This is a genomic window from Kitasatospora sp. NPDC004799 (assembly GCF_040609095.1).
Classification (GTDB): Bacteria; Actinomycetota; Actinomycetes; order Streptomycetales; family Streptomycetaceae; genus Kitasatospora.
The window spans coordinates 1-12,358 of the sequence record NZ_JBEXJK010000250.1; the positions used below are offsets into that span (position 1 = coordinate 1).

The 12,358-nt window shown below is 74.8% G+C and carries 12 protein-coding genes and 1 pseudogene; 8 read left to right on the top strand and 5 right to left on the bottom strand.

The window, feature by feature from the left end; all coding sequences use genetic code 11:
• Positions 1–63: 63 nt before the first annotated feature.
• The 3 genes from ABZW03_RS26900 to ABZW03_RS26910 all read right to left on the bottom strand — a co-directional run bounded on the left by ABZW03_RS26900 (position 64) and on the right by ABZW03_RS26910 (position 2,392).
• Entirely contained in the window at positions 64–564 is a 501-nt protein-coding gene (locus ABZW03_RS26900) for a peptidylprolyl isomerase (RefSeq protein ID WP_355263343.1), read from the bottom strand.
• A gap of 87 nt (positions 565–651) precedes the next feature.
• On the bottom strand, positions 652–1,758 hold the full coding sequence (locus ABZW03_RS26905) for a hypothetical protein (protein WP_355263346.1): 1,107 nt from the start codon (positions 1,756–1,758) through the stop codon (positions 652–654).
• A 244-nt stretch (positions 1,759–2,002) separates the two neighbouring features.
• Positions 2,003–2,392 carry a Dabb family protein gene (locus tag ABZW03_RS26910; protein WP_355263349.1) on the bottom strand — a complete coding sequence of 130 codons (390 nt, stop codon included), beginning with the start codon at positions 2,390–2,392 and terminating at the stop codon, positions 2,003–2,005.
• A gap of 66 nt (positions 2,393–2,458) precedes the next feature.
• On the opposite strand from ABZW03_RS26910, the gene ABZW03_RS26915 reads away from it, so the two are divergent.
• Both ABZW03_RS26915 and ABZW03_RS26920 read left to right on the top strand, forming a co-directional pair.
• Positions 2,459–3,085, top strand: coding sequence for a TetR/AcrR family transcriptional regulator (locus ABZW03_RS26915; protein WP_355263352.1), 627 nt, complete (start codon positions 2,459–2,461; stop codon positions 3,083–3,085).
• A gap of 313 nt (positions 3,086–3,398) precedes the next feature.
• Positions 3,399–3,732, top strand: a pseudogene (locus tag ABZW03_RS26920) (cupin domain-containing protein); the annotation flags it as partial.
• 49 nt (positions 3,733–3,781) lie between these two features.
• On the opposite strand, the gene ABZW03_RS26925 reads toward ABZW03_RS26920, so the two are convergent.
• Together ABZW03_RS26925 and ABZW03_RS26930 are read right to left on the bottom strand one after the other, a co-directional pair.
• Complete coding sequence (locus ABZW03_RS26925) at positions 3,782–5,362, bottom strand: alpha/beta fold hydrolase (protein WP_355263355.1); 1,581 nt, start codon at positions 5,360–5,362, stop codon at positions 3,782–3,784.
• Between the two features lie 240 nt (positions 5,363–5,602).
• Positions 5,603–6,199 (bottom strand): putative glycolipid-binding domain-containing protein, encoded by a 597-nt coding sequence (locus tag ABZW03_RS26930; RefSeq protein ID WP_355263358.1) that lies wholly within the window; start codon positions 6,197–6,199, stop codon positions 5,603–5,605.
• Between the two features lie 161 nt (positions 6,200–6,360).
• Between ABZW03_RS26930 and ABZW03_RS26935 the strand changes: the two genes are divergently transcribed.
• The 6 genes from ABZW03_RS26935 (at position 6,361) to ABZW03_RS26960 (ending at position 12,266) form a co-directional block, all read left to right on the top strand.
• The gene (locus tag ABZW03_RS26935) at positions 6,361–7,839 is read left to right on the top strand and encodes an ATP-grasp domain-containing protein (protein ID WP_355263361.1); all 1,479 of its coding nucleotides are present in this window, start codon (positions 6,361–6,363) and stop codon (positions 7,837–7,839) included.
• The gene (locus ABZW03_RS26940; protein WP_355263363.1) at positions 7,833–8,393 is read left to right on the top strand and encodes a GNAT family N-acetyltransferase; all 561 of its coding nucleotides are present in this window, start codon (positions 7,833–7,835) and stop codon (positions 8,391–8,393) included. Before ABZW03_RS26935 ends, ABZW03_RS26940 begins: the two co-directional genes overlap by 7 nt.
• Before the next feature lie 176 nt (positions 8,394–8,569).
• Entirely contained in the window at positions 8,570–9,523 is a 954-nt protein-coding gene (locus ABZW03_RS26945; RefSeq protein WP_355263366.1) for a DUF4331 family protein, read from the top strand.
• 176 nt (positions 9,524–9,699) lie between these two features.
• The gene (locus ABZW03_RS26950) at positions 9,700–10,065 is read left to right on the top strand and encodes a hypothetical protein (RefSeq protein WP_355263369.1); all 366 of its coding nucleotides are present in this window, start codon (positions 9,700–9,702) and stop codon (positions 10,063–10,065) included.
• Between the two features lie 219 nt (positions 10,066–10,284).
• Positions 10,285–11,382: a substrate-binding domain-containing protein gene (locus ABZW03_RS26955; protein ID WP_355263372.1), complete on the top strand. Its 1,098-nt coding sequence runs from the start codon at positions 10,285–10,287 to the stop codon at positions 11,380–11,382.
• A 44-nt stretch (positions 11,383–11,426) separates the two neighbouring features.
• Entirely contained in the window at positions 11,427–12,266 is an 840-nt protein-coding gene (locus ABZW03_RS26960) for an ATP-binding cassette domain-containing protein (RefSeq protein WP_355263375.1), read from the top strand.
• The last annotated feature ends 92 nt before the right edge of the window (positions 12,267–12,358 follow it).

Here is a 12,358-nt window from a genome sequence, read left to right on the forward strand (position 1 = left end):
GCTGGGGGGCCGGCGGGGGTGGGGTTAGTCGGCCGGGCCGACTTCCCACTCCGTAGCGTCCTCCTACTCGACGACCTCGGCCTTCACGAGGAGCACGTCCTCCTTGGGGACGTCCTGGTGGCCGCTCTTGGAGCCCGTGGGCACGGCCTTGATGGTGTCGACGACGTCCTGGCCCTCGACGACCTCGCCGAAGACGGCGTAGCCCCAGCCCTGGGGGTTCTTGCCGCTGTGGTTCAGGAAGCCGTTGTCGGCGACGTTGATGAAGAACTGGGCGGTGGCCGAGTGCGGGTCCCCCGTGCGGGCCATCGCCACGGTGTACTCGGTGTTCTTCAGCCCGTTGTCGGCCTCGTTCTGGATGGGGCCGCGGGTCTTCTTCTGCCTCAGGCCGGGCTCCATGCCGCCGCCCTGGACCATGAACCCGTTGATCACCCGGTGGAACACCGTCCCGTCGTAGAAGCCGTCCCGGACGTACTGGAGGAAGTTCTCCACCGTGGCCGGGGCCTTCTCCGCGTCGAGCCGGAGAACGATGTCGCCGTGGCTGGTGCTCAGCTTGACCTTCGACATGACTACCTCACTGTCTGCATGGTGTCGGCTACGAAACGTTCACGCGCATTGTGACAGGAGGGACGGCCGGGCACGGTTGAGGCGCCCTCAGTTGGCCAGGCTGAAGTCGCCGCCGACGGGGGCGGCGAGCTTGTCGATGCCGGTGAGCGCGGTGAGGGTGGGCACCGGGGTGCTGCTGTCGGTGGTGGTGCCGTCGCCGAGCTGGCCGGAGCCGTTGCTGCCCCAGGAGTGCACGGTGCTGGTGCCGGACAGGGCGACGGTGTGCTCGCGGCCGCCGGCCACCAGCCGTACGCCCGTCAGGCCCGGGACGGTGACGGGCACGACGCGGAAGACGGTGGTGCCGTCGCCGAGCTGGCCGGCGGTGTTCTGGCCCCAGGCCTTGAGGCGGTTCTCGTCGTCGACGACGGCCATGCTGTGGTTGCAGCCGGCCGCGATCCGGGTGACGCCGCCGCTCCAGGTCGCCTGGGTGGTGACCGGGGTGAAGCGGTTGATGGTGGTGTTGTCGCCGAGCTGGCCGGTGGCGTTGTAGCCCCAGGCCTTGACGGTGGCGCCGGTGCCGGGTTTGCCGACGAGGGCGAGGTTGTGGCCGGCGCCGGCGGCGATCAGGCTGACCCCGGTCAGGCCGGTGACCGGTGCGGGGATGCCGCGGTTGGTGGACGTGCCGTCGCCGAGCTGGCCGTTGAAGTTGTAGCCCCAGGACCAGACGGTGCCGTCCTCGCGCAGGGCCAGGCTGTGGTGCAGGCCGGCGGCGATGGCGACGATCCTGTTGAGGCCCTCGACCCGGGTGGGGACGCTGCTGTCGGCGCTGGTGCCGTTGCCGAGCTGGCCGTACTTGTTCTGGCCCCAGGCCATGACCGTGCCGTCGGCGAGCAGGGCGAGGCTGTGGGCGCCGCCGGCGGCGATCTCGACGGCGTCGGCGAGGTTGACGACCTGGCCGGGGGCGTTGTGGCTGAACACCGTGCCGTCGCCGAGCTGGCCCGCGCCGTTGACGCCCCAGGACTGCACCGTGCGGTCGGCGAGCAGGGCGAGCCCGTGGCCGGCGGCGGGGCCGAAGCCGCCGGCGGCGATCTTCACCACGTCGGTGCTGGTGAGCCCGAGCACGGCGGTGGCCGTGGTGCGGAGGTCGGCCCAGGTGCCGTCCCCGAGCTGGCCGGAGCGGTTGTTGCCCCAGGACTTCAGGCGCTTCTCTGCCATGCGACGATGCCTCTTTACTTCTATGACAATAAGCCAAATCGTCGGTGCGTCAGGGCGTTTGACGACTCCACGATCATGGCCCGACGCTACCCACGCACCCGTCACGGCACGGGTAACGGCGACCCCCGCCACCCGATCGGGTGACGCGGGCCCCGGCGCCGATGCGGCGCCGGGGCCAACTCGCCCTCCCCCACCGCCCGTTCCCGCAGCACGGGCGGGCGGCGGGCGGTCAGGCGGCGGGCGGTCAGGCGGCGAGCAGCGGGGCGAGTTCGGCGCCCCACTGCGGGTAGAGCGCGACCTTCTCCTCGTGCAGGGCGAGGATCCGGTCGGCGAGGCCGGGGGTGGGGTCGTCGGACAGGTCGGGGCCGATGGCGATGCGGGCCAGGTACGGCAGGATCTGCGGGTCCCCGGCGAGGTGGACGGGGTCGTGCATGTACCGGCGCAGGGCCGGCAGGTCGGGGATGGCGACGCAGTAGGCATGGGTGTACCCGCCATCGGTGTCGAGGCTGTGGCCGACCGTCGAGAAGGCCACCGATTCGACGGAGGCGGTGCGGCGCATGGCGGCGAGGACGCGCTCGCGGTCCTCCTCGGTGGCGGTCTCCTTGAACGCGAAGCGCAGCATGTGGACGATCACGCGACTCTCCTTGAACTAGCTGGTTCAGAAAACTTGTCTTGTCGGTTCTGGCTTTAGACTGAACCGGTGAGTTCAGACGTGTCAACCGGCGCCGGGCGTACGGGCCGTGGCCGGATCGAGCGGCGGCAGGCGATCCTGGACGGCGCGTTCGCGGTCTTCGCGCGGCGCGGCTACGCGCAGGCGTGCGTGCAGGAGATCGCGGGTGAGGCGGGGGTGGCCAAGCCGACCGTCTACAGCCACCTGGCCGACAAGGAGAGCCTCTACCGCGAGGCCGTCGAGGCGGCGGCCGAGCGCGTCGGCGCCCGGGCGGTGAGCGCCGTCGAACCGCTGCGGACGGCACCCGGTCCGGACGACCTGCGGCCGGCCCTCACCGCGGCCGCGCACGCCCTGCTGTCGGCCACCTGCGACCAGGAGGCCCGCACGGTACGGCAGTTGGCCTGTGCCCAGGCGGTGCAGTTCCCCGACCTCGCGGCCGCGGTGCGCGAGCGCGTCCTGCTGCGCCCGCACGCCGCCCTCGCCGACCGCCTGGCCCGCCTCGTCCTGGCCGGCCGGCTGCGCCCCTGCGACCCCGACCGCGCCGCCTGCCACCTCCTCTCCCTGCTCACCGGTGCCCTGGACCTGCGGCCGGACGCGGACCGGCGGGAGGCGGCCGCCGAGGCGGTGGACGTCTTCCTGAGTGCCTACGGCCCCTGAGCCGGGGCCGGGAGGCCGGAGAACGGATCGCCCGCACGGTGCCCGCTCCCCTGCCGTCCGCCGGCGCCCGTGTCCGCCCGCCGGCCGGTCACGCCATCGGTGTTCGGGTGTCGCCGGCCCGCGCGGCCGGGCCGCCCGGTTCGTACCTGGCCGTACGGCTCAAGGGGTGCCGAAGACCTCGGCGGCGCAGCCGAGTTCGAAGGTCGACTGCACGGGCCGCACCAGGGCGGCCACGCGGTGCACGGCAGGAATGCACCCCGGGGTGTCGCGCCGTGGCCTGTCCGGGCGGTGCCGGGGCGGGCACGGTGGGGGCATGGACCCGGAGATCCTGGCCCAGGAGGGCCGCACCTGCGCGTCGCTCGACGACGCGCCCGTCCGCGCGTTGTTCCCCGGCATCCGGCTGCGTGCCCTGTGGCGGGGGGGCGGACGGTGCGCAGGCCCATGTGCTGGAGATGGCGGCGGGTTCGCGCTGGTCGGGGCGCGGTGTCCACGAGCCGGGCCCGGAGGAGGTGTTCGTGGTGGCGGGGACGTTCAACGACGGGGCGCGCGACCACCCCGCCGGGGCGTTCCTGCACGCTCCGGCGGGGTCGTGGCACGTGCCGTCGACCGTCGCCGGGTGCACGCTGTCCGTGTTCTACCCGCGGGGGCAGGCCGGGCGTCCCGGCCGGGGGGTGTCCCGGCCGGGGTGCCTCGCGGCTACGCCTTGGTGCAGGTCAGGTCGGCCTCCGGCAGGCGTCCGCCGGCCAGGTAGGCGTTGACGGCGTCGTCCAGGCACGCGTTGCCGTACGTCCCGTACAGGCCGTGCTGGTTGGCGCCCTGCAGGGTGAGCAGCCGGGAGCCGGGGAGCATCGCGTGCAGGGCGACGCTGTCGCGGTGGGGGGTGCGCGGGTCGCCGGTGGCGGAGAGGATCAGGGCCCGGGCGCCGCGGCGCACCTCGGTGGGCGCCTCGCGCGGGGGGTCCAGGAAGGCGCACGGGGAGATGTTGTCGAGCAGCGGGGCGGACAGTGGGTAGCGGGCGCGGTCGCGCTCGATCCGGCGCCAGTAGTCCTCGGGGTCGCGCGGCGCGGTGCCGTCCGCGCACATGATGGCCTGGGAGATGCTGCCGAGCTGCGATCCCTGCGGGGTGTACAGGAAGCGGAGCATGGCGGTGGTCGCGTCCGAGGGGGTGACCGGGCGGCCCTGGGCGGCCTGGGCGAGCTGCGCCATGAGTTCGGCGAGGGCGGCGCGTTCGGCGTCGGAGTCGCCCGAGATGTTCCCGAACAGCATCATCGGCACCCGGGTGTCGTCGAGTTCGAAGGCGTCCGCGCCGGTGCCGAGGACGAGCGGGCGCGCCCCGGCGGCCTCGATGGTGCGCAGGATCCCGGCGAGCACCTCCTCGCGGGTGCGGCCGAGCCCGTAGGTGTCGTGGCGGGCCGCCGCCCACTGCGCCCAGTCGGCGATCGCCCGCTCGTTCTCCGGTGCCATGTTGGGGAGCAGCTCCGGTCCGGCGTGGGCCGGGTTCGGTGCGCTGTCCAGGACCATGCGGTCGTAGCGGCCGGGGAACATCTGGGTGTACACGGTGCCGAGGTAGCTGCCGTAGGACAGGCCGAGGTAGGAGATCCGGCGTTCGCCGAGGGCGCCGCGCACGACGTCCAGGTCCCGGGCCTGGTCGCGGGTGCCCGCGTGCGCCGGCAGGTCGCCGGCCGCCGAGCGGCAGCGGGTCGCGAGGTCGCGCTGGAAGACGACCTGGCGTTCGTAGGAGGCCCGGGTGGTGCCGGCGGAGGTGATGTCGTAGCCGATCGGCCAGTGGCAGTCGAGGGGGGCGCTGCGGCCGGTGAAGCGGGTGTCCAGTCCGACGATGTCGAAGCGGGCGGCGGTGTCCTTGAGCGCGGCGTGCACCCGGGGCGGCGCGCCGAGGGTGGGGCTGCCGGGGCCGCCGTCGTTGAGCAGCAGCGTGCCGATCCGGTGGCGGGTGTCGGTGGCCGCGATCCGGGAGAGGGCGAGGGTGACGGTGCGTCCGCGGGGGTCGGCGTAGTCCAGCGGCACGGTGACCTCCGCGCAGCGGGCGCCGGCGCGTTCCAGGGCGGCGCCGTCCTCGTCCTGGGGGCCCTGGACGCAGCTGTGCCAGGCCGGGCGCTGCTGGTAGTAGCTCTCGAGCCCTCGGGGGATGCCGGCGGCCGGCGCGGCTTCGGCGGGTGCGGCCGGTGCGGCTTGTGCCGGTGCGGTGGCGGCGGCCGCGGTCAGGCCGGCCACGAGGGCGAGCGCGGCCGCGGCGGTGCGGCGGCGGAGGTGGGTCATGTGCCGTCTCCTCGGCGGTGCGGGGCCCGGTCGGGGCCTCCTCCGTACAGGACGCGTGCGGGCATACGATATGACGATCCGTCGGGAAAAGCTTCGCCGACGACGAAGCCCGGCAGGCGCGGTGGCGGGATCGGGCGCGGGGCAGGCGCGGGGTGCGGGGGCGCGGTGGCGGGGCGCGGGCTCCGTGCGGGCGCGGAGCGGCAGGGGCGGGTCGGCGCCCGCCCGGTAGCGGGCGCCGTTTCAGGCGATGCGGTGGGCCAGGCCGGGGTAGTCGGCGACCAGGCCGTGGGCGTCCAGCAGCAGGTCCGCCCGGTAGTCGCCGCTGGTGTAGCGGACGGTGGCGCGGCCGTCCGGGTGGCGGCGCAGGTGGGTGTAGGTCTGGCGGGAGGGGACGACGACGAGGTCGGGCACGCGCACCCAGGCCATCAGGAAGTGGTGCTCGCCGGGCTGCCGGTGCAGGGCGTGGCGCAGGACGGGCGGCGTGTTGGTGAGCGGGGACAGGCCGAGGTCGCAGTCGAGGGCGCCGGTGAGGTCGGGGCGTTCGGTGCCGTCGACGCTCCAGCGGCCGGTGGCCTCGTCGCGGCGCAGGTCGAGGGTGCGGGTGGTGTCGGGGGTGCGGGCGGTGACGTGCAGGCGGCGGGTGGTGAAGCCGTCACCGGTGTCGAGTTCGTAGTCGAGCCAGTAGGGGGCGGGTTCGGCCGCGGCGGCGCGGCCGCGGGCGGTCAGGGCGGTGGCGCCGAGGTCGATCCAGGAGGTCTCCAGGCCGGCGGTCCCGGTGACCCGCCAGGTCGGTACGGCGGCGGCGCGGGTGGTGCGGTGGGTGGTGCGGCTGTCCATTCGTGCACGGTAGTACGGGCCGCCGACAGCGGCGCCGACGGGCCGTCAACGCGGGGGGTTCCTCCGTTCGGGTGAGGGCGGGGGCGGGGCGTGCCACGTGCGGGGCGGGGCGGGGTGCGCGGCGGCGGCGGGCCCGGTCGCGGGTCTCCATAATCGCGGGGGTGATCACCTCCTGTGACGAAGCGGTGGCCCGGTTGCGGGCCGTGCCCGGGCTGTCGTGCTGTTCCCGTCCCCTGCTGATGCTGCCGTTGCTGCGCACCGGCTGCCTGTCCGCGGTGGTGAGCGTGGAGGGCGCGGACGCGGGCTGGGCCGGCGGGCTCGGGGCCGCCTTCCACGCGCTGGAGCCGCAGCGCTCGGTGCGCGACCGCACCGGGACGGGGACGGGCGTGCACGAGGTGCTGCGCCGGACCGCCGCCGCCGGCGGTGCGGCGGCCGGGGCGTGGCGGGGCCGGGAGCTGGCGCTGCTGCCGTACGCGGGGGTGCGGCCCGCGTGGCGTGCGGCGCTGGAGGCGCTGGGCGCCCGGGTGGTGGAGCCGCCGCGCCTGGCCCTGCCGGTGCTGGGCGACAAGCGGGCGCAGCGCGCGTGGCTGCGGTCGGTGGGCGCCGTGACGCCGCCCGACGCGGTGGTGCCGGCGCTCGACCACCGGGAGCTGCGGCGCCGTTTCGGCGACCGGTACGTGGTGCAGACGCCGACGGGCTCCAGCGGGGTGGGCACCCATCTGGTCACCGGGCAGGACGGTCTGCTGCCGGCCCTGCGGGCGGGCGCGGGGCCGTGGCTGGTGAGCGGCTACGTCGAGGGGCCCGCGCTCAACGTGCACGTCCTGGTGTCGGCGGACAGCACGGTGCGGGTGCTGCGCCCGTCCGTCCAGCTGACCCGGGTGGAGGGCGTCGGCGCGCCGTTCGGCACCTACTCGGGCTGCGACTTCGCGGCGCCGGCCCGGCTGTCGCAGCCCGCCGTGGCCCGGGCGGCCACCGTGGCCCGGCGGGTGGGCGAGGCGCTGGCCGCGCTCGGCTACCGGGGGCTGTTCGGCGCCGACTTCGTCCTGGACGGCGAGCGCCCGCTGCTGCTGGAGCTCAACTGCCGGATGCAGGGCTCGACCTGGCTGCTGGGGGAGCTCGAACTGGCCGAGCACGCGCTGCCGTCCGCGCTGCGCCACGTGCTGGAGGTGTACGGGCACGCCACCGGCGGCGAGGCGCGCACGGATGCGGCCGACGCGGTGCAGCTGGTGGTGCGGCACACCGGCGGCCCGGTACGGGTGGCGGCGGCGCCGGTCGGCGGGCTGCACCGGCTCAAGGACGGGCGGCTGGCGTACTGCGGGACCGGGTTCGGCCTGCTGGAGTGCGGGCCGGACGACTGCGTGCTGCTCCAACTTCCCTCCCCCGGCATGGTGTTGGAGCCCGGGGTGCCGCTGGGGCGGATCGTCGCCCGGTACCCGCTGACCGGCCCGGACGGCACCGTGCTCACCGTGGCCGGGCGGCGGCTGGTGGAGGCGCTGCGGGCGGGCTTCGTCCTGGAGCCGCTGCCTCAGGTGCCGTCGGAGCCGCTGTCGGAGCCGCTGTCGGAGCCGTTGTCGGAGCCGGTGGCGCTGCCCGGGCCGCGGACGGGGGCCGGGCCGGACCGGGCCGCCGCGCCGTGGTGAGGGCGCCCGCGGCGCTGTACGTGCGCACCGCGGTGCCCGCCGACCTGCCCCGGCTGGCCGCCCTGCGGGCGGAGGCCGCCGCCTGGATCGCCCTGGAGCACGGCTCCGCCCAGTGGTCCTCCCCGTACGACGCCGAGCGCGGGCTGGCGATGATCGCCCGCGGCGCGACCGTGGTCGCCGCGCCCGCCCCGCGGGGGGAGGCGGTCGCCACCCTCACGCTGCGCCCGGCGGGCAGCCCCCGGCTGTGGAGCCGGGAGGAACTCGCCTGCCGGGCCTACTACTTGAGTTCGTTCACGGTGGACCGCCGGTACGCCGGGCAGGGCATCGGCGCCGTTCTGGGCGACTGGGCCGCCTGGCGGGCCGGGCGGGCGGGCGCGGCGCTGCTGCGGGCGAACGTGTGGAGCGACAACGCCGCGCTGCACGCCTACTACCGGGCGCGGGGCTGGCGTTGGGTGCGCACCGTAGCGGGCAGCCGCAGCGGCGCGCTGTTCGAGCGCGCCGTCGGCGCGGCGGCCCCGGCGCGGGTCCACGAGGTGGGGCGGTGGCGGGTGTAGGGCCCGTCGGCGCGCGCGTTCGTGCGGGTGCGCGTCCTCGTGCGGGTGCGCGCCGCACGGCGCCCCGCTCGCCCGGGTGGCGGCGGTGGGCGGGCCGGGGGCGGGCGGGCGTGCTAGCAATGACGGCGGGGGCCGGGGGGTGTCCGTACGCAGCACTCGACGCCCGGAGAGACGCCTTGTCCCACCACCTCAGCGGACCGAACCTGCGCTCACCCGAGGGTGACGCGCGCCTGGACCTGACCGACCTGTTCGCCTTCGCCTCGCCGCAGCCGGGCCGCACCGTCCTGGTCATGAACGTGAACCCGGTCGCGCCGACCGGCGGGCAGGCCTTCCACCCGCAGGCGGTGTACCGGATCGACGTCGACACCGACGGGGACCGGCGGGCCGACGTGGCGTACGGCTTCACCTTCTCCGACCCGGCGGACGGGCCGCAGACCATGACGGTGCGCCGTGCCACCGGCGAGGGGGCGCGCGGGCCGGAGGCGGGCGGCGAGGTGCTGGTGTCCGGGGCGCCGGTGAGCTTCACGGCCGAGCCCGCCGTGGTCCGGGCCGGGGCGTACCGGGTGAGCGCGGGGCTGCGCAGCGACCCGTTCTTCGCGGACCTGGACGGGATCGTGAAGGACTTCCAGTGGACGGGGGTGGACTGGGGCGCGGACAAGAACGTGTTCGGGATCGTGCTGGAGGGCCCGGACGCGGCGTTCGGCGAGGGTCCGGAGATCGGGGTGTGGGCGCGGGTGAGCGTGCGCAGGGACGGGCACCTGGTGTCGGTGGACCGCGGCGCGCACCCGTCGCTGACGGCGTACTTCAACGAGGAGGACGCCAAGGACGCGTACAACGCCGGGGACCCGGTGGACGACTGGGAGAACTACCGGCAGCCGTGGACGGCGAAGCTGCAGCACTTCGGCGGGTACACCACCGACGCCGCCGAGGCGCAGCTGCGGATCGTGCTGCCGGACGTCCTGCGCTACGACCGCTCCCGTCCGGCGGGCTACCCGAACGGGCGCACGCTGACGGACGACGTGACCTCGGCGCGGCTGACGATGCTGACCGACGGGAAGGTCGCGAGCGACCACATCGGCCCGCACACCGACCTGCTGGCGGACTTCCCGTACCTGGGGCACCCGCACTGAACCTCCCGGGGGCCGCTGTTGCGGGGCCCGGCGCGGCTCGTGCCGGTTCGCGGCCCGGGTGGCAAGCAGGCGCGCCCCTGTCGGATGTCAGGGACCGCCGCGGGCGGCGGCTTCCTAGGCTGGCGGGCACCGCGGGGGCGGGTCGTCCGTCCCCGTACCAGTCGAGGGAGAACCCCATGCGCAGGATCAACCGTGCCGTCGCCGCCCTGGCCCTGGCCGCCGCGGCCCTGACCACGGTGGGCGCCGGCGGCGCCGGTGCCGCGGACGGCGAGTGGGCGGGCTGTCCGTCGGGCGCGGTCTGCGTCTACCCGCAGGACCAGGACCCGGCGGTCAGCCCCAGCGAGGTCTACTGGAGCTACGGCGCGCACCAGCTGAGCGGCCAGTACGGGCACCACTGGGTGCTCAACAACCAGACCGGCGGCGCGCACGCGCGGCTGTGCCGGGGTTCGGGCGGGGGCGACTGCGTCTACGACCTCTCCTCGCCGAAGGGCGTCTACTACGACCTGGGGCCGATCAACTCGATCACGCTCGACCGTCCCTGACGGTCTCTCAGGTTCGTGCCGGGGTGGTGCCCGCCGCGTGAGGGGAGCGGCGGGCACCGCCGTTTTCGCGCCCGTCGGCCTGGTGAGCGTTCACGAAGATAACGAGTGGTGGCGGATCGCGGGCAGTCTGGTTTTACTTATTGACGTCATGTACGCGCTCAGGTTTAACTCCCCCCACCCCCGCCGCAAAGTCGCGGCGACCCCAGGGAGAGGCATCTTATGAACGCCGTCCTGCGTCGCGCCCTCGTCTGCACCGTGGGCCTCGCGCTGACCCTGTCCATGACCGCCGCCTGCGGGAAGGCCGGTGGCGCCGGCGCCGCGGCGTCGCCCACCGGCGACCCGAACGCCATCGGCCTGCTGCTGCCCGAGAACGCCTCCTCGGTGCGCTACGAGTCCTTCGACCGGCCGTTCATCGAGGCCAAGGTCAAGGCCCTGTGCGCGTCGTGCAAGGTGCTGTACAACAACGCCGAGGGCAGCGCCGCCAAGCAGAAGCAGCAGTTCGACACCCTGCTCGCCCAGGGCGTCAAGGTGATCGTCCTCGACCCGTACAACGCCAAGTCCACCCAGGGCTGGGTGCAGGAGGCCGCCGCCAAGGGCGTCAAGGTCGTCGCCTACGACCGGCTGGCCGCCGGCCCGGTCGCCGCGTACACCTCCTTCGACAACGAGAAGGTCGGCGAACTCCAGGGCCAGGCCCTGCTGGAGGCGCTCGGCCCGCAGGCCGCCGAGGCCGGCATCGTCATGATCAACGGCGACGAGGCCGACCCGAACTCCGCGCAGTTCAAGACCGGCGCGCACAAGGTCCTGGACGGCAAGGTCCGGAAGGTCGTCTACGAGCAGTCCGGGCAGTGGGACCCCGTCGTCGCCGGGCAGAAGATCTCCGCCGCCGTCACCGAGTTCGGCAGGAACGGCTTCCAGGGCGTCTACTCCGCCAACGACGGCATGGCCGCGGCCATCATCACCCAGCTCAAGGGCGCCGGCATCAAGGTCCCCGTCGGCGGCCAGGACGCCGGCCTGGACGCGATCCAGCGCATCGTGGCCGGCGAGCAGGCGTACACCATCTACAAGGCCTACCGCCCGCAGGCCGAGGCCGCCGCCGAGATCGCCGTCGCCCTGCTGCAGGGCAAGGACGTACGGGCCATCGCCACCGCCAGCGTCGACAGCGCCACCGACCGGGGCATCCCCGCCAAGCTGCTGGACGCCAAGATCGTCACCAGGGACAACATCGCCGCCACCGTCCTGGCCGACGGCCTCTACAAGGCCTCCGACGTGTGCACCGCCGACTACGCCGCCGCGTGCGCCGCCGCCGGCCTCAAGTAGCCCCTACCCCGCCAAGTGACCCCTCCCCCAAGGTGGTTGTTCCCGTGACAGGCGCACCCGTCCTGCAGCTGCGCGCGGTCTCCAAGCGCTTCGGCGCCGTCCAGGCCCTCACCGACGTCGACCTCACCGTCCACGCCGGCGAGGTCCTCGCCCTCGTCGGCGACAACGGCGCCGGCAAGTCCACCCTCGTCAAGACCGTCGCCGGCGTCCACCCCGTGGACGAGGGCACCCTCACCTGGCAGGGCCGGCCCGTGCGCCTGGCCCGCCCCCAGGACGCCGCCGACCTCGGCATCGCGACCGTCTACCAGGACCTCGCGCTGTGCGACAACCTCGACGTCATCGCCAACCTCTTCCTCGGCCGCGAGAAGCGCCGGCGCGCCCTGCTCGACGAGGTCGCCATGGAGCAGCACGCCCGCCGGCTGCTGGACACCCTCGCCATCCGCATCCCCGACGTGCGCGCCCCGGTGGCGGCGCTGTCCGGGGGGCAGCGGCAGGTGGTGGCGATCGCCCGCGCGCTGGTCGGCGAGCCGGCCCTGGTGGTGCTGGACGAGCCCACCGCGGCGCTCGGCGTCGAGCAGACCGCCCAGGTCCTCGACCTGGTGGAGCGGCTGCGCGAACGCGGCCTGGCGGTGGTGCTGGTCAGCCACAACATGGCCGACGTACGGGCGGTGGCGGACACCGTCGCGGTGCTGCGCCTGGGGCGCAACAACGGCCTCTTCCCGGTGGCGGGCACCACCCAGGAGCAGATCGTCGCGGCGATCACCGGGGCCGCCGACAACGCGCACGCCCGGCGCCGGGCGCGGCGCGGCGGGGGCGGCGATGCCGCTGATTCCGCCGGTTCCGTTGATTCCGCTGATTCCGTCGAGGAGGGCGAGGCCGTATGAGCACGTGCAGCGGGTAGATCTTGGCGGCCCGGCGGCGCCAGAAGCCGCGGGCGCTGTGTCCGGGGCGCGACCCCCAGGTGATCACGAAGCCG